General features: G+C 33.0%; 25 protein-coding genes. 15 read left to right on the forward strand and 10 right to left on the reverse strand.

All coding sequences use genetic code 11. The features are described from left to right. Positions 1 to 217 precede the first annotated feature (217 nt). The 4 genes from ACFO7M_RS06630 (at position 218) to ACFO7M_RS06645 (ending at position 2,560) form a co-directional block, all read left to right on the forward strand. Positions 218 to 721: a nuclear transport factor 2 family protein gene (locus ACFO7M_RS06630; RefSeq protein ID WP_379734723.1), complete on the forward strand. Its 504-nt coding sequence runs from the start codon at positions 218 to 220 to the stop codon at positions 719 to 721. 63 nt (positions 722 to 784) lie between these two features. Beyond that, a complete protein-coding gene (locus ACFO7M_RS06635) occupies positions 785 to 1,417 on the forward strand; it encodes a hypothetical protein (RefSeq protein WP_379734725.1) in 633 nt (210 codons plus the stop codon). A 36-nt stretch (positions 1,418 to 1,453) separates the two neighbouring features. Further along, positions 1,454 to 1,960, forward strand: coding sequence for a DUF6678 family protein (locus tag ACFO7M_RS06640; protein ID WP_379734727.1), 507 nt, complete (start codon positions 1,454 to 1,456; stop codon positions 1,958 to 1,960). A 168-nt stretch (positions 1,961 to 2,128) separates the two neighbouring features. Beyond that, positions 2,129 to 2,560 carry a hypothetical protein gene (locus tag ACFO7M_RS06645; protein WP_379734729.1) on the forward strand — a complete coding sequence of 144 codons (432 nt, stop codon included), beginning with the start codon at positions 2,129 to 2,131 and terminating at the stop codon, positions 2,558 to 2,560. Between the two features lie 58 nt (positions 2,561 to 2,618). Here the strand turns inward: ACFO7M_RS06645 and ACFO7M_RS06650 are convergent, their stop codons facing one another. Continuing rightward, the gene (locus ACFO7M_RS06650; RefSeq protein WP_379735508.1) at positions 2,619 to 3,215 is read right to left on the reverse strand and encodes a transposase; all 597 of its coding nucleotides are present in this window, start codon (positions 3,213 to 3,215) and stop codon (positions 2,619 to 2,621) included. A 54-nt stretch (positions 3,216 to 3,269) separates the two neighbouring features. Further along, complete coding sequence (locus ACFO7M_RS06655) at positions 3,270 to 3,569, reverse strand: IS110 family transposase (protein WP_379734731.1); 300 nt, start codon at positions 3,567 to 3,569, stop codon at positions 3,270 to 3,272. A 260-nt stretch (positions 3,570 to 3,829) separates the two neighbouring features. Here ACFO7M_RS06655 and ACFO7M_RS06660 point away from each other — a divergent pair, with 260 nt between their 5' ends. The 4 genes from ACFO7M_RS06660 (at position 3,830) to ACFO7M_RS06675 (ending at position 6,571) form a co-directional block, all read left to right on the forward strand. Beyond that, positions 3,830 to 4,390 (forward strand): hypothetical protein, encoded by a 561-nt coding sequence (locus tag ACFO7M_RS06660; protein WP_379734733.1) that lies wholly within the window; start codon positions 3,830 to 3,832, stop codon positions 4,388 to 4,390. A gap of 171 nt (positions 4,391 to 4,561) precedes the next feature. Further along, positions 4,562 to 5,416, forward strand: a complete 855-nt coding sequence (locus ACFO7M_RS06665; RefSeq protein WP_379734735.1) for a hypothetical protein — start codon at positions 4,562 to 4,564, stop codon at positions 5,414 to 5,416. 298 nt (positions 5,417 to 5,714) lie between these two features. Continuing rightward, positions 5,715 to 6,185 carry a hypothetical protein gene (locus ACFO7M_RS06670; protein ID WP_379734737.1) on the forward strand — a complete coding sequence of 157 codons (471 nt, stop codon included), beginning with the start codon at positions 5,715 to 5,717 and terminating at the stop codon, positions 6,183 to 6,185. Positions 6,186 to 6,220: 35 nt separating this feature from the next. Then, positions 6,221 to 6,571, forward strand: coding sequence for a hypothetical protein (locus ACFO7M_RS06675; protein WP_379734739.1), 351 nt, complete (start codon positions 6,221 to 6,223; stop codon positions 6,569 to 6,571). A 321-nt stretch (positions 6,572 to 6,892) separates the two neighbouring features. Here the strand turns inward: ACFO7M_RS06675 and ACFO7M_RS06680 are convergent, their stop codons facing one another. Further along, the gene (locus ACFO7M_RS06680) at positions 6,893 to 7,390 is read right to left on the reverse strand and encodes a hypothetical protein (protein WP_379734741.1); all 498 of its coding nucleotides are present in this window, start codon (positions 7,388 to 7,390) and stop codon (positions 6,893 to 6,895) included. A gap of 307 nt (positions 7,391 to 7,697) precedes the next feature. Here ACFO7M_RS06680 and ACFO7M_RS06685 point away from each other — a divergent pair, with 307 nt between their 5' ends. The 7 genes from ACFO7M_RS06685 (at position 7,698) to ACFO7M_RS06715 (ending at position 13,332) form a co-directional block, all read left to right on the forward strand. Next, complete coding sequence (locus ACFO7M_RS06685) at positions 7,698 to 8,237, forward strand: hypothetical protein (RefSeq protein WP_379734743.1); 540 nt, start codon at positions 7,698 to 7,700, stop codon at positions 8,235 to 8,237. Between the two features lie 150 nt (positions 8,238 to 8,387). Beyond that, on the forward strand, positions 8,388 to 8,780 hold the full coding sequence (locus ACFO7M_RS06690; protein ID WP_379734745.1) for a hypothetical protein: 393 nt from the start codon (positions 8,388 to 8,390) through the stop codon (positions 8,778 to 8,780). A 34-nt stretch (positions 8,781 to 8,814) separates the two neighbouring features. Continuing rightward, complete coding sequence (locus tag ACFO7M_RS06695; RefSeq protein ID WP_379734747.1) at positions 8,815 to 9,081, forward strand: hypothetical protein; 267 nt, start codon at positions 8,815 to 8,817, stop codon at positions 9,079 to 9,081. Positions 9,082 to 9,259: 178 nt separating this feature from the next. Further along, positions 9,260 to 10,558, forward strand: a complete 1,299-nt coding sequence (locus tag ACFO7M_RS06700) for a DUF389 domain-containing protein (RefSeq protein WP_379734749.1) — start codon at positions 9,260 to 9,262, stop codon at positions 10,556 to 10,558. A 245-nt stretch (positions 10,559 to 10,803) separates the two neighbouring features. Further along, on the forward strand, positions 10,804 to 11,226 hold the full coding sequence (locus ACFO7M_RS06705; RefSeq protein ID WP_379734750.1) for a hypothetical protein: 423 nt from the start codon (positions 10,804 to 10,806) through the stop codon (positions 11,224 to 11,226). 198 nt (positions 11,227 to 11,424) lie between these two features. Then, positions 11,425 to 12,618 (forward strand): hypothetical protein, encoded by a 1,194-nt coding sequence (locus ACFO7M_RS06710; protein WP_379734751.1) that lies wholly within the window; start codon positions 11,425 to 11,427, stop codon positions 12,616 to 12,618. Positions 12,619 to 12,795: 177 nt separating this feature from the next. Continuing rightward, positions 12,796 to 13,332 carry a toxin-antitoxin system YwqK family antitoxin gene (locus tag ACFO7M_RS06715; RefSeq protein ID WP_379734753.1) on the forward strand — a complete coding sequence of 179 codons (537 nt, stop codon included), beginning with the start codon at positions 12,796 to 12,798 and terminating at the stop codon, positions 13,330 to 13,332. Between the two features lie 474 nt (positions 13,333 to 13,806). Here the strand turns inward: ACFO7M_RS06715 and rpsA are convergent, their stop codons facing one another. The 7 genes from rpsA to ACFO7M_RS06750 all read right to left on the reverse strand — a co-directional run bounded on the left by rpsA (position 13,807) and on the right by ACFO7M_RS06750 (position 23,793). Continuing rightward, positions 13,807 to 15,573, reverse strand: a complete 1,767-nt coding sequence (rpsA, locus tag ACFO7M_RS06720) for a 30S ribosomal protein S1 (RefSeq protein WP_379713377.1) — start codon at positions 15,571 to 15,573, stop codon at positions 13,807 to 13,809. A gap of 274 nt (positions 15,574 to 15,847) precedes the next feature. After that, positions 15,848 to 17,101: a nucleoside permease gene (locus ACFO7M_RS06725; RefSeq protein ID WP_379734755.1), complete on the reverse strand. Its 1,254-nt coding sequence runs from the start codon at positions 17,099 to 17,101 to the stop codon at positions 15,848 to 15,850. A 72-nt stretch (positions 17,102 to 17,173) separates the two neighbouring features. Next, complete coding sequence (gene cmk, locus ACFO7M_RS06730) at positions 17,174 to 17,869, reverse strand: (d)CMP kinase (RefSeq protein WP_379734756.1); 696 nt, start codon at positions 17,867 to 17,869, stop codon at positions 17,174 to 17,176. Between the two features lie 4 nt (positions 17,870 to 17,873). Then, positions 17,874 to 18,890, reverse strand: coding sequence for a type IX secretion system protein PorQ (porQ, locus tag ACFO7M_RS06735; RefSeq protein WP_379734758.1), 1,017 nt, complete (start codon positions 18,888 to 18,890; stop codon positions 17,874 to 17,876). 89 nt (positions 18,891 to 18,979) lie between these two features. Then, positions 18,980 to 21,430 (reverse strand): endopeptidase La, encoded by a 2,451-nt coding sequence (lon, locus tag ACFO7M_RS06740; protein WP_379713388.1) that lies wholly within the window; start codon positions 21,428 to 21,430, stop codon positions 18,980 to 18,982. 182 nt (positions 21,431 to 21,612) lie between these two features. Further along, positions 21,613 to 22,911, reverse strand: coding sequence for an MFS transporter (locus tag ACFO7M_RS06745; RefSeq protein ID WP_379734759.1), 1,299 nt, complete (start codon positions 22,909 to 22,911; stop codon positions 21,613 to 21,615). 69 nt (positions 22,912 to 22,980) lie between these two features. Next, on the reverse strand, positions 22,981 to 23,793 hold the full coding sequence (locus tag ACFO7M_RS06750; protein WP_379734761.1) for a M48 family metallopeptidase: 813 nt from the start codon (positions 23,791 to 23,793) through the stop codon (positions 22,981 to 22,983). Positions 23,794 to 23,809 lie beyond the last annotated feature (16 nt).

Genomic DNA, 23,809 nt, shown 5'->3' on the forward strand with positions numbered 1-23,809 from the left:
CCTTACTCCTCTCTTTTGTTCTTTCTGATTAATAGCTAAATGTAGAAAATGTAAACTTAAGGCGGTTTGGCTCAATAGCTACTAATCAATAAAAATCACGTTCGATTTTCCGCTGGAAAATCTTATCTTAGCAAGAAAATAATCGTTCACGCAGCCGCTACTGAGCCAAGCCGCGAAACGTTATGCATAATGTTTAGCCAACTTAATTTCTGAAAACATGAAACAATTTTTGACCTTTTTATTTGTTGTGTTAATTCTTTTTTCCTGTAATAATAAGAAAGCTTCAAATTCTGAAAATGGAAATGATAAAATTTCTGAATTCGATTTAAATGTTGTGAAATTAAAAATCCAGAAAAAAACCAAACTTTTCACCGAAGCGCATATAAAAAAAGACACAATATATCTCAACAATAGTTTCTGTCAAGATGCAAAAGTATTTCCTCCAAATTCGGAAATTGTAAATGGAATAAAAGCTATTTCTAAACTTAACTCTGATTGGGTTAATTATGGCGTTTATGAATTTAAAGAAGAGACAACATCATTTTACGGAAATCAAGACTATGTAATTGATGAAGGAAATTATTATCTGGTTTATGGCAAAGAAAAGACTGTTGATAAAGGTAAGTACATAAATATTTGGAGAAATGTAAATGGAGAATGGAAAATTTGTAGTAACATCTGGAATACAAATCTTCCTGCGCAAACTTCCGAATCAGAATAAAAACACTATGCATAACAGCAGTTTTATGCTATAGCGGGGCTTGGTGATTTTTTGGAATGGTTAGTGAAAGTATTTCTTCTTTTCATTCAGCTATTTTCTTTCAGACTCTTCGGTATATTTGTAAACATCAGTAATAAAAACACTCCACTTCTTAAAGCCGGTGGAACATTGGCGGTAATTTTACAAACCATGGGTAACAAGCAACTATTTCATGTTATTTGGACAACTTTTAATGAGTATCCCGTTTGGGACAAAAATGGGAATTGGCAAAAACTCTCCAACACTTATAGTGAATTACAAAAACAGCATATAAACTGTAACTTATTCAAAGAATTGCAAAATGGATACTTAAAAAGTAATTCAAAAAAAGACAGATTGCTTCTAAACAAACAAGCAATCTTGCAGTTAAAATTCGACATTGAGGATCTTTGCAAAGAAAACCATGACAGGATTATTGACGGATTGGAAATTAAAATGCTTACAATTGATGAATCAAAAGTGGAGCTGTTGGTATATTCCAATTTAAATGCATTAACCCAAAAAATATCCAGATTAAAAAGCAGAACTGCAACGCTTCTAAATTTGAAATATCCGGAAGCGTATTTCGGAAAAGGAACCTGGGGAAAGGGATTTTGGTATTCAAATATTCTAAACAAAGAAGATTTAGCCATTTCAATTATAAAAAACTGCCGTTAACAGTGGAATAGGAAAAGTAAAATAAAAGTATTTAAAATGGAAAATGCTGAAAACGAAAAATCATACATTGGTATTTTTGAAAACCAAAATCTATCTGAAAGAGAAAAGTATAAATATTTCGTAAATAATAACAAAGAAGCTCTTGCACTGAAACAAAAAGTTAAGAATATTGTTGCAGAAAAAGGCTTGACCTCCATGATGAATGACACAAAATGGTTGAAATTGCAAAGTGGTATTAACAAACTCCCATTTCCACCTGCATACACTAACAAATTTATTTTTGAAGAAAAAGCATTTGAAGATATTAAAATAAGCGATGATCCACACTGGTTTGGTAATTGGGATCCATTTTATGAAGAAGGGATGTATCTATTTTTTACCATTGAATATCTAAAAATCAAACCTCGTTATGCAGAACATATTGGACGCCATGTAAGTCCTAAAATACATGATGAAACAAAAGAACTTGAAGAACTCCTAAAAGAATTGCAAATACCCTATGAGACAGACAACGGTACTTTTGTAATATACGGATACAAATAGCCCTGCTACACAATCCCGATAGCTATTGTCATTGCAGAGTAAGTATTCTGAAATTTTATCTATTTTTGGAAGCGGTAAAAAATAAAGGGTATACACCACTAATAGTATACAAAAAAGTTAGCGGTAATTTTATCCTTAACATGACGTTGAAACCTTAAAATAGAATGTATGAAAAAGTATCTCCTTCCTATAGTTTTAATTTTCTTTATAGCACAAAATTTAGCGGCTCAAGGATTTAATAAAACCCATTATTTAAGTTTAATTAAAGTGGATAAAAATGAATTTGTGACTTATGCGGAATCAGTCGGCATGATAACAGAAATGGACGAAATCTCCGAAACATTGTTTGCCAGAACAAAAGGATGTGTTTTTGGAAAACCATTAGGAACCAAAAACAATAATGCATCTTATGACTTAGTGCTTTTAGTTTCAACCCTTGACAAAAGCAATAATAAGTTGATTTTAGACAAGGCAAAAGAAATTCCTGAAAAAAAAGGAACCTGGATCGATGATGAGTATTTATACATAGAATGGGACATGGAAAATCCTAACACAAAAGAAATGTGGTATAAAATCCTTGTTTACAAAAGAAAAAAATAAAACGTTTACTGCCTCTACTCTTGCGCCAAGCCACATTCCAAGATCAAATCCAAATTTTTTAAGCTAAAAATTTATTGATTTCTACATATGGCGTTCCTCTGTTTATGGTTGCAAATACTCTTGATCCAATTTTATTTCTGATAATGTTTAAAACTACCATTTTAGGCTTACCTTCTTCCACTCGTTTTTGGTAATATAATTTTAGCTCTTTATCGTGTTGAATGGCACTTATAGCAGACATTGACAATAAACTCTTCATTTTCTTATCGCTAATCGGATGTATTTTATTGCGCCCATTTATACTCGTCCCTGATTGATACGGATAAGGAATCAAGCCGCAATAAGCAGAAAACTGTCTTGAATTTTCAAAACGTGTGTAATTGTACGTGTGCAGTAACATTTGAACAACTAGAACCATCCCTACTCCTTTTACTGTTTTGGAAAGTTTGAAATTAGTTATCATTGTTTGGTCCTGCTTTATCAACTCGTTCATTGCTTTCTCGGTTGTTAGAATATGTTTTTCTATGTTGTTTATATTCTCTTGTAAAATTGACACAGTAACATCTTTTTGATCAAAAACAATCTCCTGCATTCCTTTGTAAAGATTCTTACTTGCTGTGAGCTGTTTGACTAATTGCTCACGCAGGCTCATCATACGCTGCAACTCGATTAATTTTTTGGCAGGAGGTATTGAGGGTGTTAATTCAACTCATCTAAGCCAGGCATAATTGGCTATTTCCCATGCATCTGCTTTTTCACTTTTTCCCCGCTTCAATCCCATAGAACGTTTGATTTCTATAGCATTAACGCAGCAATAACGATAGTTGTTTTCATAAAGATAATAACTCAACAGTAAACAATACCAACCTGTATGCTCAAAGCAAAACAGGGTTTCTTCCAGATTAATTTTCAGCTTTGTAGTCCAACTAATACTTTGTTTAAATCCCTTTACATCATTAGTGAATTTCTTGTGAACATTAATCGTTCTGACATAAAGATCTAATGTCAATTACGATACGTCAATACCAATGGTGTAACTTTTTTCATAGATTTGTTTTTAGGAAAAATAAATACCTTGCTGGGCTATCGCCTTTAGCGGGTTTAAAAACCCATCATTCCAAGTAGTACTGGCAAGACCGAAAGTGGAAACGGGACTTATGCGGCTTATAGGTCTCAACCCTACGGAACGTTTTAGTTCACCCGTTTCCTCTTCGGAAAGTTAATTATTTTAGTAATACAAACTAAAGACGGAACGTTATGCGTAAATTTATGAAACGACACATCTACATAATATTGACAGCTTTTTTGACTGCTTGTGGGACAACATCGGAAGACAAAAAAGAAGCTGAAGTTAATATTGCAAAAATCGATAGAACGATCAATTTACAAACTAACATTGCGCCTGACAATAATATAGAGGAAGACACGACCGACTATAATAATGCAACTTATTTCGTAGTGGTTGCCGACACAAGCCATGACTATTCAATGCTTCATAAAAAAATGTTTGACCTGAGCAGCAAATTAAAATTATCTATTGACACAATGGGACGATTTTACAACAAGACCAAAAATCTTATTGCCTTGCCCGACAATGACGAAGATGAAATATATGCAGGCGACTATTTCCCTAGACGCTTTCCATCGGACAATTTAAGTTTAGAATATTTAAACTTTTACCAAAGACAAGCAGGTGAAAAAACCATTGCTTTGGTGACAGGTATTTACGAAACAGAAAAAAGTGCAGACAGTGCTTTGACAATTTTACATAAAACAGAGAAAAAAGTGTTTAAAATAAAAGCTGACATTTATGTGGGTTGTACGCACTGAAAGGCAAATAAAATCTACGCATAACACGGGTTTTGCGTTAGGCGGGCTGACGTGCAAACTTGCAGCATTGTGCTTTTAATGAACTTTAGTTATAAATTGAAACTTTGTGCTCCGAAACCCGCCCGAACGCAAAGTCTGAAAACGTTAGCGGCAACTTAAGAACGACACTTCATGACAAAAACATCCTTCTTCTTCATTACACTCTTCTTAACTATTCAAACTTTTGCGCAGGAAACTTTTTCTGTTGACGCTATAATGAAAAACCAAAAGTTAAAGATTAAGACCCAATTTGAGTGTGACCAGAAAGGAAAGAACTGTAAAATTATATTTCAGGACCACTTTGACAATAAAGGAAGATTAACAAAACACATTGAATTTAGTAGTGGTAAACCATTTATGACATCATTGTATCACTATAACAAATTCAATAAAGCAGACATTTTTTATATCCAATTTTCAGGTCAGAAAAGTTATGTAAGCCAAGTTAATAAATTCGACAATAATGGAAATATTACTGAGTCTCAAAGTTGTTTTGAAAACTCAGGCTGTTCGACAAGTGAAAAATATTTTTATAACCGCAACAATAAACTTATTAAAAAGATTGAGTTTATTGACGGAAAGCCAGACACCATATACGAATATTTCTACGACAAGAAGGGGAATAACATAAAAGAGACCACTCAATATCCTGCTAATCATGATGAATTAAAAGAGCTTAATTACTTTGATAAAAATAATAGGATGATTAAGTCCATTAGTTATCAGAATGGGAAACCATTTGATAGCACCATTTATTCGTATGACACAAATGGTAATCTTACATTGCTTAACTGGAAAGCAGGTTATAAAAGTTTTTATTCCTACGATAGAGACGGTAATGAAGTTAAATATCTTTCTTTTTCACAAAATAACCAAAAAATCGACCATAGGGTAATGACTTACAAAAACAAATTGGAGCAAACTAGAATTCATTATATAGGAAAATCAATAGAGCGATTCTTTAAATTTAATTATCAATTTTATTAATTAGAACTGCCACTAACAAAGAACTTTGCTTAAAAACAAATACAATTTGATTTTTAATTATTTATTTGCGGTTTACTTCCATGAATTGGATTGAATGACACACCCGATTTAACAATCATAAAAGCCTTGTCGCATTTTGAGTTGAGTCCGCTGGAAAATAGTATCTTCGTAAGAAAATAAGTGTTACCAACTGCCGCTATTGCGCTTATTCACTTGAATAGTACCTATAATCATTGCAAAACTAAATACAACCCTTTTTATGAGTCAAAGTACCCAAAGAAATTTAATTATGTTGCTAATGTTAGTCTGTACTGACTTACTCTTTGCTCAAAAATTTCTTTTACCAAATGAGACATTAATTTACGGTTTCGAAACTCAAAGCGGGAAAAAACTTGTTTTAGCAAAAGACAGAAACGATAAATACATCATTTATCGATTTGGTACAAAAAATAAAATTGAATTTGAGTTCCCAAAAAAAACAAAAGAAAGTTGGAATACATTTACCTATGCATTTTATATGCGTGGAGGAGGAATTCGAAATGAAGGAATGGATTTGAATTACATCAAGTTTATAAATGGAGATTTTAAATACGTCATTTATGACACATATTATGCAATAGGTAATGAAACTTCAATAGGGATAAAAATAACGAACGTAAAAAATAATAAAACTACCGTCATTAAAGGAAAAAAAAGCACTCAAAAAGGAAATCTTGTTGACTTTAGATTTAATAAACTTTTAAAAATTCAAGACGAAGTCGAAGAGTAATTAATATTGCTAACTGCCAATTCCCAAATGTCTATATGAATGAAAATAATTTAAATATTGCTTTCGAAAATAATATAAAACTATATGTTTTGCAGAAAGATACAATACTCTTTGAAAGTGAACTGAAAAAGCAAGGTATAGAGTACTATTGCGATATTGATAATCAAGTAATGGTTGACAATGGCATTAGATATATCTTCAAAGCGACGGACAGCATAAAGCTTGATAAAATTTTGATGGAAAATGCAATAATTGCTTCTACCGAAACAATTTCAATTTATGATTATCGAGATGCAAAGAAAGCTCAAAAGTTGTATTTCAAAGTTACCGGAATTGTGTTGGCGGTAATGGTTCTGCTACTTATAATTGAACATTTCTTCAATTAAAGCACAACTATAACAACGATTGGGTGCTGTTACTAATTGTATTCCATTTCTGAAATATTTTGGTAGTGTCTCACTAACTGTTTTCGATAAAATGGCGTTAAAAGACTGCCTCAACAGTATTTTATACCAAGTAGCTTTCTTTGATAAAGCAGTATTCATTCCTCAACAAATGCTATACTGCTTCGATATGTTAGGAGCAATTAAAAATCTGGAATCATCCTTCAATTATTAGAGTAATAACTCCCTACACTTTGTGTTCGTTTAAAAAAGAAGCTACCACAATGTGGTAGCTTCTTTTTTAGTATCGCAGTTTACTATTCTTTATAAGCCATTGCTTCTATCGTCATCATCGTCTTCGTCGTCATCATTATCATCGTCGTCGTCGTCATTAATTTCATCGTTGTCATCATCGTCATCATCATCATCACTTATTCCATCATTATCATCATCATTGTCTATTCCATCAGACAATCCATCATTGTCATCATCGTTATCGTCATCATTATCCTGACCGTCATTGTCAAAATCATTATCTTCATTATCATCCTCATCATCATTGATTCCGTCATTGTCATCGTCTTCATCATTATCATCATTGATTCCGTCATTATCATCATCCTCATCCTCCTCGTCATTGATTCCGTCATTATCGTCATCGTTGTCAATGTTATTATTAATTCCATCAAGGTCAAAATCACCTTTCTTATTCAACGCAACAGTAGACTCATTTTCTGCTAATTCGTCAGAAGTACATGCATTTAAAAACAATAGACTTACCAGTAAGGCTATTAAATAGGAAATAAATTTAAGATTTTTCATAGATTAAGGTTTTAATTTAAAGCATTTCTACTACCAAAAATAACTACATTTCATTAATATTCAACGCGATACGAATCAAAATTAAGTAGGTATTTGTAAAACTTATCATTGCATCAGACAAAAACTATCGCTCAATAGAATATCGTATTTTTCAAAAGTAGCTAATAAGAAAACGAGGATTTAGACTTTTTGGGAGTATTTTTTTGTATTTTAGTCACTCTCCTATGAATAGAATAGGAACTAAAATCCAAAATTCTGTACTACAATGGATTTTCAGGCAAGATATTTAAACTAAAAAAAGTCCAAATTGATTGAAATACAATATACTCTACAAGAAAGTGATTTTTTAGAATTACATCTTTACTATTTTAAAAGTGAAGGAAAATTAAAACGTCTTACTTTAATAACTTGGATAGGATTCTTACTCGTAATTGGAATTCTCTCGGGAATACTAATTTGGAAGGATGATTTTTTTTTAGTTATTGTGTTAGGAAGTACTGCTGCACTACTCTCTATTTTTCATGGCAACCAAATGAAAAGAGTTTATCAAAAACATTTCAAAAAGACAATAAAAATTTACGAAAGTAGATTTGGCCAAGAGGTTTATTTAAAAATTACTGAGTCTCAATTACATGTTGAAAGCATAGCTGGTAGCACCAACATCAATTTTACTGAAGTAATTGAGCTTTCAGAAACCCAAAATCATTTTTTTATAAAACTGAAAACACAAGCTATTATTATTCCTAAAACCGAAGTAAAAAACATAGCAAATTTAAGCGCAAATTTAAAAGATCTGGCTAAAAAACTGAATGTAAACTACAGAGATGATCCGAATTGGAAATGGTAAAAACTGGTGAATTAAACGGATTTTACTATATTGATAAGTACAGCTGATTTTACAGGATGTTTTGATACCTAATTTCAGTAAATATTTAAAACAACCCGAATTATTTTAACGCTTTATAAAGAGCTTACAAAACAATAAACTACAAACCCCATGAAATTAAAGATCACCCTTTTTCTTGTATCAATTAGTTCGTTTTTGTATTCGCAATCGCCATTAGATAGCATTAAGCAATTCAATTATAAAAATCATTTTGAATTGATTCTTAAAGAAACAAAGAATGAAAAAAGTGACTATTCGTATTCGAAACAATTAAAAAAATTCATTAATGATGAGCCCCAAACTAATTTTGAGGTTTTAACTTTATTGATTGGGTATTCGGATAATGAAAACTTTACTCCTTACATAGATATTTTAATTACAGATAAAGAAATTTACGATTTAAATGAAGATGGTAAATTCAATGAAGCTATAGCATTTGGAAATAAAGCGCTTTTAACAAATCCCTTTATGATTAAAGTCATGAGAATTGGCGTATGCCTATGAAAAGACTGGAAATTCGGAAAAGGCAACAAAATTTATGGAACGAACCGGAAAAATATATCGAGCAATGTTTTATAGTTCATCTAAAACAGGAGTGTCAATTGACAGCCCATTTTTCTCGTTAGGACCTAAAGACGGACAATATTTCCTTAAGTATTTTTGCAAATTCGTACTAGGCAATATGGGTTCAGGTGATGATAAAAATGGCTACTTCATTGATATTTTAGAAGCTACTGTTGAAAATAAAAAAGTAAATTTTTATTTTAACATAAATCATGTAAGAACAAAAACGATGAAGAAATAGTTTCTTTTTAATACTATCCGACTTAAACTTCATTTGGGAAAATAGATTTGTCTCTAACGAAAAAAAATTACTTCCAAAAGATTCTATTTTATTGAATAGCAAGTGGTAAGTTGAACACTAAATAAAACAATTAGAACATTCACCAGGAAATTGGAAAATCTAAAATAAAACAATCACTATGTTTACTCAGTTTTTTGACTTTATAAATCTTCATAATGGAGAAGAACGAAAAGAAAAGGTTTTAGAAACGATACAATCCAATGTGTCTTTTCGTGGTTCAAACCTTTGGGTTTTAGCTTGTGCTATTGTAATTGCATCGGTTGGGTTAAATGTAAATTCAACTGCTGTGATTATTGGTGCAATGCTCATTTCTCCACTAATGAGTCCCATTGTCGGAGCAGGATTTGCCTTGGCTATTTACGATTTTGACTTACTTAAAAGATCGGGGAAAAATTTACTCATTGCAACGGTTGTTAGTTTAATAGTTGCAACAATCTATTTTTTCATTAGCCCATTCAAAGAAACACAATCAGAATTATTAGCCAGAACATCACCGAATATTTATGATGTTTTAATTGCCTTTTTTGGTGGCTTGGTTGGTGTTATTGCTTTGACAAGAGTTGAAAAAGGAAATCCGATACCCGGAGTAGCAATAGCAACCGCTTTGATGCCTCCACTTTGTACAGCAGGTTATGGATTAGCTACTGGCACTTATTCCTACTTTTTCGGAGCATTTTACCTGTACACCATTAATTGCTTTTTTATATGTATTTCCACTTTTTTGATCGTTAAATATTTAAAGTATCCACCCGTAAAAACATTAAATACGAAGTTTGAAAAACAAATCAGATATGGAATTACTATCCTGATTTTAGTTATGATCATTCCGAGTTTTTATTTAGCCTATGCCCTTTTTCAAGAAAAAAAGTACAGCCAAAACATTGAGCAATTTATTACAACTGAATTTGTGAACAAGGGGTATACTCTAATCTATCAGAAAACAAAATTCAATTCAACTCCTAAACAATTAGAACTCGCATTTTTGTCCAAAAAGTTCAATCAAGAAGAACTGAAATTGTTAAATCAAAAACTGATACAATACGACATTACCAATACGAAACTTACTATTAAACAAGACACAAAAGATCTAAAAGGTGAAATTCTAAATGAGTTGGGAAATCAAAATAAAAAATTATCTGAAAAGGATATTCTGATAAATACACTTCAAAATGAATTGAGTGAATATAAGATTGACAATACGGAAACAGTAAAAGAAATAGCAATACTGTTTCCCGAATTGAAAGAAGTATCGATTGGCAAACACATTACAAACCAAAATACAGACAGTACTAAAACAATGACTGTTTTACTGTATCAAACAGACAAAACCAAACAAGAAATTGACGTCAATAAAATTGACCGGTGGTTACAACTAAAATTCAATACAACGAATGTAAAAATAGTGCGTCAACAATAAGAACCACAAATTAAATTGCTGGTTTCCCGCTTCATAAAAAGCCTCACTTTTCAGTGAGGCTTTTCTATTCTTATATTGTGGTTGCTGTTTTGATTACACTACGAAGATTCTGCCTTCAATTCACTATTTTCGCTATATTTGAAGAGGTTTGTGTAGTTTTTTCACAAACTGATGTTATAGAAAGTATAAAGCCAAGTTTGTGTTGAAAAACACTAAAGAATAATTATAAACCATTTCTAGATTAAATGAAAAAAATAATTGTTGTCCTATTGTTTATAGTTAGTTTTTCTTGCAAAAAAAACAATCAAGAACAAAAGCTAATTTATAAACAACTTCTAACGTATAAAAATGAATTAAAAGCAGAAACTGAAGCTGTAGAATTGCATATCAATTCGCTAAAAGAAAGAAAAGTCTACAAAAATTCAGGTAAATTAGACAGTTCATTCGTTGCATTTGAAAATTCATTTAAAAAATTGAACCCAAAAGATCGTTTAAAAAAAGTCCAAATTCTAGATTCGTTTACTAGAAAATATCCATTGTATTTGAGATCTACTACTTCCGATTACAATACTATATCTGATACTATTTTCAATACCTTAATAGAAATTGAATTTTATAGAATAAAAAAAGAAACTCAAAGTATATTACTAAGAAATGGTTGCAAGTAAACAGAAAATTAAGCACGGAAAAAAGTAATAAATTAAACACCTTCTTGTAACAGCAGTAACTGTTGCACAAATTCTATTTTTACAAAAGAATTCCAAAAAGCATCCTAGTACAGCTCTTTTAAAGTATTTAAGGAAGTATTTTGGTTATATTTGAAAAGGTTTGTGCAGTTTTTTCACAGACTGATGTTAGGCACAATTATGAGAAACACAATAATCCTATTAATATTTCTAATGACTTTTAGTGTTCAAAGTCAGATTTCAGAAACTTGGGATCTGAATATTAACACTTACACTAATAACTCATCAAATTACTTCCAAAAATTTCCACCAATAGAAATGGCGAAATTTTCAAATGGCGATAACGTAGTTTTATCCCAAAATGGAACTTTAGCGAAAATAAAAACTAACGGAGAAATAGTTTGGCGTAAAGAATTAAAAATTGGCGCTCAACAAAGAATATTAATAGACACTAACAATAATCTTATTTTTAGTTGTGGAAGTGAAATAACTAAATTTAACTCCAACGGAGAAATTATTTGGAATCAAGACTATTCTAATAAATTTGATGAAAAATATCTGACATTTGATGCCATAACTTCTGACAAAGACAATTTATATGTTGTTGGTCATTTTTTTCATTCAAAAAATATTTGTCAACTTTCTATTGATACAAATGGAAAAATCTTGTGGAAAAAGAAATTTAAACAAGATGTTGATTATGAGTTTTCATTTTTACCACCAAAACAACTAGTTCTTTTTGAAAATAGACTCTATATTTTAGCTTATGACAATTCAAAATCAATTTCTTATTTATATTCATCAAATTTAAACGGTGGAAAAAGGAAGTACAAACAATTAGATTTTATAATCAAGAAACTAAAGTCAAAAGACAATACTCTGTTTGCTTTAGGACATTTTAATACTCTTGCTGATAAATTGATTGTTGGAAAGTTAGACGATCAATTGAACCTGATAGAAAAATCTGAAATAGAACTACCTCGAAATTATGATTACAAAAAAGCAATAAGAAGTTGGTCTACAGTACCACCAACAAAGGAAGAATTTGACAAAAAATATATAACTTCCTATGCAGTTAACGATTTTGTATTTGAAAATGCTCATGATATAATAGTAGTCGGAAATTCATATGGTAAACCTTGGATTACCAAAATTAATTTAAGTAATCAAATGGTTTGGAATTGGGATAATGAGGATTTTCGTTATTATAAATTTAATAATGAATATTCTCAACATAATTCGAGTCTTTTTTCGATTGCAAAAATTGGGAATCATTATTTAATTAGTGGAATTTGTGATGAAGAAGATTATAAAGAAAGTGGATTTACAAAACACATCAACATTTTTATTCGAGAAATTAAAATTGAAAAATAACTGTCCCTATCAGCAGTAGCTGTTGCACAATTTCTATTTTTACAAAAGAACTCCAAAAAGCATCCTAGTACAGCTCTTTTAAAGTATTTAAGGAAGTATTATGGTATATTTGGAAAGATTTATGAGGTACTTCATGAACTGAATTCAAATGAAATTTAAAAACAAAACTTAAGAAAAATGAAATACTTTTTTATTTTAATACTTATATCAACCTTTACATCACTTGCTCAAACGAACAAAAAAAACACTATAAAAATAGTAAAAGATGAACTAGAAAATTACAGCTTAGTAAATCCTTCAGATTCCACATTTGTACTAATTACTAATTCAATAATTAAAGGTTTTGCTTTAAAAAAGGAGCTTCCAAATGGAGAATACAGTATATATGTGAATAATAAATTAAAATCAGTGTATACAATAAAAAATAATAAGTTTGAAGGACAAAATTCAATTTATTATGACAACGGAAACATTTCGCGTATTCGATTTTTCAAAAATGGCGAAAGAGAGGGTTTACATAAATTATTCTATGAAACGGGTGAGTTACTTGAAGAAGTAAATTATAGTAATGGAAAAACTGTTGGTGTATCAAAAACCTATTATACAAATGGAAGCATTAAAAGTAAGGCATATTATGAAGAGGATAAATTGAAAAAAATTGAAAAATTCGATGAACAAGGTAATCTTTTAAGCACAAAAGATTATAATCAATAAACAGAATACAACAGTAGTAGCTGTTACACAATTACTATTTTTTTAAAAGAACTCCCAAAAACACTACACTTCTTTTGTTTTTTTTTAGGATTCCTTGGACCTATTACATTATTGAAACTTCGAAAATTCTTCTCATTCCTTTATTGCTCAAATTGTTGTGGCATTTTTTTTATCTGAACTATTTTGCCACACTTTTTCCTGTGGCAACTTTTTTTTTGAAAAAATTTTTGCAACGAAATCTGTGGCTGCTTTTTTTAAGATTTTATTTTGCCACAGGTTTTTTGAAAACCAAACGGGTATAAAAATAGCTTGGTATAGAGATTGTCAATGTGTTGAAAAGTGACTAGTTTTAGCCCCTTTTATGCTTCTCGAGGCTTATGAACGTGCAAATGTAGAAAACGGTTATGGTTGTGTTACTTCATAAAAAAAGCCCTGCATTACTGCAGAGCTTTTAACTATTTAGATAAAGAAAGATTATTTCTCTCCTTTTTCCATTTTAGCTTTCAATTCAGCTAATGCATCGATATCACCTAAAGTAGATGCCGGAGCATTGTTGCTTGAAGATGTAGTTTCAACAGAAGCTTTCACATTTTTCTCTTCTTCTTCACGGAAGATAGCAGTGTGAGAAGCAACTACTCTTTTGAATTCTTTGTTGAATTCAATTACTTTGAAATCAGCAGCTTCACCTTTTTTCAATTTTTTACCGTCTTCTTTTTCTAAGTGACGAGTTGGGATAAACGCAACTACATCATCTCCGAAATCTACAGTAGCACCTTTGTCAACGATTTCAGCGATTGTTCCGTTGTGGATAGTTCCAACAGCGAAAGCATCTTCGTGCTTATCCCAAGGGTTAGCAGTAGTTTGCTTGTGACCTAAAGATAATTTACGAGCGTCAACGTCTAATTCTAAAACAACAACGTCTAATTTCTCACCAACGTTGATGAATTCAGATGGGTGTTTGATTTTCTTAGTCCAAGATAAGTCAGAGATGTATACTAAACCATCGATTCCTTCTTCTAATTCAACGAAGATACCGAAGTTAGTAAAGTTTCTAACTGTACCTGAATGCTTAGAACCTACAGGGTATTTAGAAGTGATATCAGTCCAAGGATCTTGCGACATTTGTTTGATACCTAAAGACATTTTTCTTTCTTCTCTGTCTAAAGTCAAGATAACTGCTTCAACAGTATCTCCAATTTTCACGAAGTCCTGAGCAGAACGTAAGTGAGTAGACCAAGACATTTCAGAAACGTGGATTAAACCTTCAACACCTTCTGCAACTTCGATGAAAGCACCGTAATCAGCTAAAACAACTACTTTACCTTTCACTTTATCACCAACACTTAAGTTAGCATCTAAAGCATCCCAAGGGTGAGCGTTCAATTGTTTTAAACCTAATTGGATTCTTGTTTTCTCATCATCGAAATCAAGGATTACAACGTTTAATTTTTGGTCTAATTCAAGAACTTCAGATGGGTGGTTGATTCTTGACCAAGATAAGTCAGTGATGTGGATTAATCCGTCTACACCTCCTAAGTCAATGAACACACCGTAAGAAGTAATGTTTTTAACAACACCTTCTAATACTTGTCCTTTTTCTAATTGACCGATGATTTCTTTTTTCTGTACTTCAATATCCGCTTCGATAAGCGCTTTGTGAGAAACAACAACGTTTTTGAATTCATGGTTGATTTTAACCACTTTGAATTCCATCATTTTGTTTACATATTGATCGTAATCACGGATTGGTTTCACGTCAATTTGAGAACCTGGCAAGAAAGCCTCGATTCCGAATACGTCAACGATCATACCACCTTTAGTACGACATTTAACGAAACCATTAACGATTTCACCTGTTTCATTTGCAGCAATAACTCTATCCCAAGCTTTGATTGTTCTCGCTTTTTTGTGAGATAAAACCAATTGACCTGTTCTGTCCTCACGGATATCGATTAATACTTCTACTTTGTCCCCTACTTTCAAGTTTGGATTGTAACGGAACTCGTTTAATGAGATAACACCTTCAGATTTTGCGTTGATATCAACAATAGCATCTCTTTCAGTAATTCTTACTACAACTCCTTCAACTACTTCTTCAGCATCTGTAGAGATGAAAGTTTTTGCTACTAGATCTTCAAATTCTTGTAAATTTTTAGCATCAACTGCATCAATACCTTCAGCATAGTTATGCCAGTTAAAGTCTGCTAAAAATTGTTCTTGTGTTTTGTTTAATTCAGACATGTCTGATAAATAATTTGTATTCTGATTCTCTTGGGTTTCTTGTTGTGATAGAAAAAACAGAAGCGTTTTACATATAAATGATTGATTACCTTAAGGAAACCCTACTCACCAAAAGGTGTGCAAAAGTAAGAATAATTATTTAATTACCAAAGCTTTGGTTTATATTATTAGAATTTTTGATTGTTGGATTATTGACCTAAAGAACAGGAAGATAAATAGATTGAAGAATCCATCATAAAAAAAGCCGGCAAAAACCGGCTTTATCTTTTTTATTTTAGTGCGTTACACTCTCCACATCTCTAGGATTGTGCTTGTGTTTGAATAAAATAGCGAAAGCTATGGCAATAATCAAAGCATACACTGCGAAAGCGAACCAGATACTATGCCAGTCTCTGTTTCCGTTGATTGTATAAAATTTATCAATTAAGATACCACTGATTCTTCCGCCAAAATAAGCTCCGAAACCATTGGTCATCATCATGAATAATCCTTGCGCAGAAGAACGCATTTTAGAATCGGTTGTAGTTTCTACGAAAAGAGAACCTGAAATGTTGAAGAAATCGAATGCCATTCCGTAAACGATACAAGAAAGGATAATCATCCATAATCCTCCTTCCGGGTCACCATAAGAGAACAATCCAAAACGCAATACCCAAGCCAACATTGAAATCAACATTACCTGCTTGATTCCGAAACGTTTTAAGAAGAAAGGTATCGCCAATATGAATAACGTTTCTGATATCTGTGAGATAGACATAATGATTGTTGAATATTTCACAACGAATGAATCAGCATACTGAGGGATTTTCTCAAATTCAGACAGATAAGTATCTCCATACATATTGGTCAACTGTAAGGCACCTCCTAAGAACATAGAGAAGATGAAAAACAAAGCCATTTTATAGGTTCCGAATAATTTAAAAGCATCCAAACCCAATTTTTTTGTTAATGGAGCATCTTCATCCATCAACTTTTGAGGAGGACATTGTGGCAATGTAAATGAATAAATTCCTAAGATAACTGCAGAAACAGCTGAAATATAGAACATGTTAGCTGATGCCTTATTCCCTGTTAAATTGGTAATCCACATTGCAACAATAAAACCAACAGTTCCCCAAACACGAATAGGAGGAAAAACCTTTATTACATCGAAATCATTATTTTTAAGAATGGTATACGCTACTGAATTCGACAATGAAATGGTTGGCATATAACACATCATTGCTCCGAAGATAACCCAGTAAAAAGTTGATGGATTCTCCACCTGCGGTAAGTACGCAATGAACAATCCACCTAAAACATGCAAAATTCCATACAATCTTTCTGCATTCAACCATTTATCAGCAATGATACCTGTAATAGCAGGCATGATAATAGAAGAAATTCCAAGTGTTGAAAATATAGCTCCAAATTCTGCTCCGCTCCATTGTTTCGTTCCGAACCAATAATTTCCAACAGTAATTAACCAGGCTCCCCACACAAAGAACTGAAGGAAACTCATCACGGTTAGTTTAAATTTAATATTCATAATTTTGTTTTGGTTTTTGTTTGATTTTAAAAGGGCGGTAAAGCTAACATTAAAATTCAAATTCGCAAAGAATTACATCGATTTCGTGATTTCTTTTTCTGCCAATTCTAAAACTTTTTGGAATTGTTCTTCACGGGTAAGATTTGAATTATCAATTTCTACAGCATCATCTGCTTTGACCAAAGGAGAATCACTTCTACTAGTATCAATATGATCGCGTTGTAGCACATTTTCGAGAACACGATCGTAAGAAACCAACTGACCTTTTTCTGTCAATTCATCAAATCGACGTTGCGCTCGTACATCGGCACTGGCATTCATGAATATTTTTAGTTCGGCATCAGGAAAAACCACCGTACCAATATCTCTACCATCCATCACAACTCCTTTGCCTTTACCCATTTCTTGTTGTTGCTTAACTAACATGGCTCGGACTTCAGACACTTCAGCTACCTGACTTACAAAACCGGACACTTCCAAAGTTCGGATTTGTTTTTCAACATTTTTATCGTTCAAATACATTTCAGCAAAGCCAAGTGACGGATTGAATTGAAATTTAAGATGAATGTTATGCAATTTTTGAACAAGAGCTTGCTTGTTAAATTCAAAAGCGTCAATAAAATTATTTTGCATAGCATACAAGGTCACAGCGCGGTACATTGCACCAGTATCCACATACACATAACCTAGTTTCTTAGCAATTTGTTTTGCTAAAGTACTTTTTCCTGTAGACGAAAAACCGTCAATTGCAATTGTAATTTTTTTCAATCTATTATAAATTAATCATCAAACCGAACTGACTTGTACTTGAAGCCAGAGTATATCTTGAATACGAATAATCAAATCGGAATTTATTGAAACGTATACCGAAACCAGCTGAAATTCCAGCAAAAGTTCGTTGTTCCACCAACTTTAATTCGGCGGCACGTCTGAAGTTGTAACTCAAACGAAAATTAATCCCTTTGGTAGGTAAAATTTCGGCACCAAAAATCACATGTCGGAACGCATTTCCAAAAAAAGTTACTTTTTCTTCAATTACTTCACCGTCAATTGTTTCTTCTCCTCGTGCTGGATTTGCAAAGGCCACTTTCCATTGTTGCAAGTTTTCCAATGTTAAATGCCATCGGATGGGCACATTTTCCAGTTCTTGAGATACCCCAGCTATGATCTCTAGTGGCAACTTTTCTCTTTCACCATTGTACGTTGTAATTTGAGTTCCGAGATTTCGAATTACCAAACCATAATTTGTATTGGTTTTTTCATCTTTATAAATTGCACCCAAATCAGTAGCCACTCCTAACGAATTATAGCTTTCCAGAGTTGAAGAAATAAATTTTGCATTCGCACCAACATACAAATCGGTATAAGGAACATTATACGCATAACCTAAAGATAGGGCTACTTCTCCACCTGAAAATTCACCAGTAGCCTCCCCTTGTTCATTTCTTCCTTCAAATTTTCCGTAATTGATATAAGTAACCCCTGCATGAAACGTTTGCAAGTGTCTATCATAGGTATAGGCATAAGCCGCAGATCCATAACTCACATCCGCCAAATAGTTCACATAATTCAATCCGAGTCTACCACTCATCTCATCATTAATTGTGGCAGGATTGAATAAGGGCTGATTGACATCATAATCATAATTGGTAATGACCTTACCTCCCAAAGCGGCTTGTCTTGGAGATGCCACATTACTTAAAAACTGGTAAACACTCTTACCTCCTACTTGTGCAAAAGCCGAATAGTGAATTAAAAAAAAGATAAGAATACCGAATTTCTTTAGCATGGAATACGTGACAGATAATTATATATAACGTCGTGGCGAAGATATTATTTTTTACAAAAAAAACGGCTAAAAATTTTAGCCGTTTCACATTATAGTTTTTTCGCGTTCTTCACCTTGTCTTTAGTGATCGCAATTTCGAGTACTTCTGTCATATCATTTACATAATGAAAAGTAAGGCCTTCTAAATAATCCGCTTTGATTTCATCAATGTCGCGCTTATTTTCGGCACAAAGAATAATCTCTTTGATCTTTGCTCTTTTGGCGGCTAAAATCTTTTCTTTGATTCCACCTACCGGCAATACTTTTCCTCGTAATGTAATTTCACCCGTCATTGCCAGATGTTTTTTCACTTTCTTTTGCGTTAGTAAAGAAACCAAAGAAGTCAACATTGCTATACCGGCACTTGGCCCATCTTTAGGCGTAGCACCTTCCGGTATATGAACGTGAATGTTATATTTGTTGAAAATTTCAGGGTTAATACCTAACAATTCCGCATTGGCTTTTACATATTCCATCGCAATGGTTATTGACTCTTTCATCACCGTTCCCATATTTCCTGTAAAGGTTAAGTTTCCTTTACCTCCTGAAATAATTGACTCAATGAATAAAATATCACCACCAACACTTGTCCAAGCCAAACCGGTTACTACACCAGCCGTTTCATTATTTTCGTATTTATCACGCTCCAATTTTGGCGAACCCAAGACATCAATAATATCTTGATCTGTCACTTTTACATTGTACTCTTCTTCCAATGCGATCGACTTGGCTGCATTACGCACCATTTGCGCAATTTTTTTCTCCAATCCACGAACTCCAGATTCACGTGTATAGCCTTCTACCACTTTTTCTATTTGCTTTTTACCGATAGAAATTTGTTTTGAGGTTAATCCGTGTTCTTTGATTTGTTTCGGTACCAAATGCTGTTTTGCAATTTCTACTTTTTCTTCAATAGTATAGCCTGTCATGGTAATAATTTCCATACGGTCACGAAGTGCAGGTTGCACATTGGCGATATTATTTGAAGTCGCAATGAACAATACTTTTGATAAATCGTAACCCATTTCAAGGAAATTATCATAAAATTCCTTGTTTTGTTCTGGATCAAGCACTTCTAATAATGCAGATGACGGATCACCATGATTACTTATCGAAAGTTTATCGATTTCATCCAAAATAAAAACTGGATTGGATGTTCCTGCTTTCTTGATACTCTGAATGATTCTTCCCGGCATCGCACCAATATAGGTTTTACGATGTCCTCTAATTTCAGCTTCATCACGCAAACCACCTAAAGACATACGAACATACTCGCGTCCTAATGCTTCAGCAACAGACTTTCCAATCGATGTTTTACCAACACCCGGAGGTCCTGTCAAACATAAAATTGGGGATTTCATATCGTTACGCAATTTTAAAACTGCAAGATGTTCAATTATACGCTTCTTAACATCATCCAATCCAAAATGATCTCTGTCCAAAATTTGTTGCGCGCGTTTCAGATCAAAATTGTCCTTAGAAAACTTATTCCATGGCAATTCCAGGAATAACTCCAAATAATTGCGTTGTATTCCGAAATCGGGAGAATTAGGATTGGTACGTTGTAATTTTGAAATCTCTTTATCGAAATGTTTTCGGGTTTTAGCATCCCAATCCATTTCGGCCGATTTTTTGCGCATTTCTTCAATTTCCGCTTCATGTGAAACACCACCCAATTCTTCTTGAATGGTTTTCATTTGCTGTTGCAGAAAATACTCTCTTTGCTGCTGGTCCAAATCAAAACGTACTTTCGATTGAATATCATTTTTCAACTCCAATTTTTGAAGTTCAATATTCATAAATTTCAAAGTACTCAGCGCTCTATCTTTCAATTTATTTTCTTCCAACAAACCTTGCTTTTCGGAAGCATTCAGATTCATATTAGAAGAAACAAAATTGATTAGAAACGGATTACTTTCAATATTTTTAATTGCAAAAGTAGCTTCTGTTGGAATACTTGGACTTTCTTTGATAATTTGTATCGCCAACTCACGAACCGAATCGATTATTGCTTGAAATTCCTTGTCGTTTTTTCCCGGACGAACCTCGTCTACTTCTTTGATAGTCGCTCTAATGTAAGGCTCTGTTGTTGTAACCTTATCGATTTCAAATCTTTTTTTCCCTTGAAGAATAACAGTCACATTACCATCCGGCATTTTTAACACACGAAGAATACGAGCAACTGTACCCACCTTATTGATTTGGCTTTCGTTCGGATCTTCATCCTCTTCGTTTTTCTGCGAAACCACGCCAATAATTTTATCGGATGCATTGGCATCATTAATTAGTTTGATTGATTTATCTCTTCCCGCCGTAATAGGGATTACAACACCTGGAAATAATACCGTATTGCGCAAAGGTAAAATCGGCAAATCGGAAGGCAATTCTTCGTTATTCATTTCCTCCTCGTCTTCGGGAGTCAATAACGGAATTAAATCAGCTTCATGATCCAATTCCTGAAGTGACAAACTGTCAAGCGTAAGTATTTTTTGTTGGGACATATAAAAATTAAGTCATTTTGTCATTAAACATCGGCACTTTCCATTACAAAGATACTGTAATAAAAAGAGCCATTCTACTGAAAACCAATAAATAAGAAAAATATTAACGGAGTCAGCATACTAAATAGACAAGTTTTATGCCATAAAAAAATCCCGATGTAAAAATCGGGATTAATGTAAAATTATTTTTTTTGAGGCACTCTCAAGAGCAAAATCAGACCAATAATAAAGAAAACTGCTAAAAAAACAATAGAGTTTCTCATGGATCCAGTGACCTGGTCGATGATTCCATAAATAGACATACCAATTACTATACCTACTTTTTCTGTCACATCATAAAAACTAAAATAGGAAGCTGTATCTGTAGTTTCAGGTAAAAATTTAGAATAGGTTGAGCGAGCCAACGATTGGATACCTCCCATCACCAAACCAACAAATCCTGCTATCGAATAAAATTCATTAGGGGTTTCAACAAAAAAAGCAAAACCACACAAAGCCGCCCAAAAAGCATTCAAGAATATTAAAACATTTATATTCCCATATTTTGCTGATGCTCTCGAAGTTAAAAATGCCCCCAGTACAGCAACAATCTGAATCACTAATATACTAATAATCAAACCCGTTACTTTTTGGCTTGGTGTTTCCCAAGCAATTTCCTGTTCTCCAAAATAGGTAGCCACTAGCATCACCGTTTGCACAGCCATAATGAACACAAAATAGCTCAACAGATATCGTTTCAATACTAAATTTTTCTTTACATCATCCCAAACAATACCTAACTCTTTAAAACCATCTAAAACAACAGCTCTCGTTACTTTATGGCCGGTTGAAACTCCTTTAGGCAGATAATAATACGTAATATGACTAAAGCCAATCCACCAAATACCGGTCATCACAAACGAATACTTCATCATTTGCATACGTTCCGCATCGTCGTCAGCAAAAAACATTACCATCACTAAATTAACAACCAACAACAAAGTACTCCCAATGTAACCCATTGAAAAACCTCGGGCACTCACTTTATCCTGTTGTTCAGGATAAGCAATATCTGGTAAATACGAATTATAAAACACCAAACTTCCCCAAAAACCAATCAATCCAAAAAGATAAATCGTGTAACTCACAAAAAAGCTATTGATATCAAACCAATATAGCCCGATACATGAAATTCCACCCATATAACAGAAAAATCGTAAAAAAACGAGTTTATTCCCTACGTAATCGGCAATTCCTGACAAAATTGGAGACATAAAAGCTACAATTAAAAATGCCAAAGCAGTAACAAAAGTAATCATGGCTGTGTCTTTAAAATGGTATCCAAAAACATCCACATAATCTCTTTTGGCGTCTGTAAAAATAGCTTTATAAAATATTGGAAATATGGCCGAAGCAATAACTAAACTGTATACAGAATTCGCCCAATCATAAAAAGCCCAAGCGTTTAATAGTTTCTTATCTCCTTTTTGAAGTTGCTCCATATTGTTTTTTTTTGAGTATAAAAAAAGTCCCTTAATAATGTAAGGGACTTCGAAAATACACTTTTTTTCTTATTTCGCAGAGGAATTAAATTTTGCAGCCTCAGCTTTAATTCCAGGAATCCATGATTTGATATTATCAATACGAGTTTGGTTACTTGGGTGTGTGCTTAAAAATTCAGGTGGCGCTTGTCCACCAGATTGTGCTGACATTCTTTCCCAAACGGATACTGCATTTTCAGGCGCATATCCAGCAATAGTCATCAATAGCAATCCAATTTGATCCGCTTGCGTTTCATGGGCTCTGCTAAATGGTAACATTCCTCCTACTTGACTTGCTAACCCATAATATTGCATAAATTGCTGTTGCTCTTGTTCTGTCTTATTTCCTGTAGCTACAGCAACACCAACAGCTCCAGCCTGTTGTAATAATCCGGCACTCATACGTTGTTGTCCGTGATTCGCCAATGCGTGAGCCACCTCATGACCTAAAACTGCAGCTAAACCAGCATCGTCTTTAGTGATGGGTAAAATTCCGGTATATACTACAATTTTACCACCAGGCATACACCAAGCATTGACTTCCTTACTGTCAACCAATTTATATTCCCATTTATAATCTTTCAAATAATCTACATTTCCATTTGCTGTTAACCAACGTTCGGCAGCTACTTTAATCTTATTGGCTACCGCCTCTACCCTTTGTGCATCTTTGGTTCCGGTTACCACTTTATTTTCAGATAAAAACTGGCTATATTGTTGGAATGACATTGGAAAAATCTGACTATCGGGAACCAAGGCTAATGTTTGCTTTCCTGTAAACGGATTAGTAGCACAGGAATACACCAAAGCCAAAAGTCCAATTGAAACGACTATTCTTTTCATCTTAGTTAAATGTTTG

The sequence above is a fragment of the Flavobacterium sp. GCM10023249 genome (assembly GCF_042653365.1).
In the GTDB taxonomy this organism is placed as follows: Bacteria; Bacteroidota; Bacteroidia; order Flavobacteriales; family Flavobacteriaceae; genus Flavobacterium.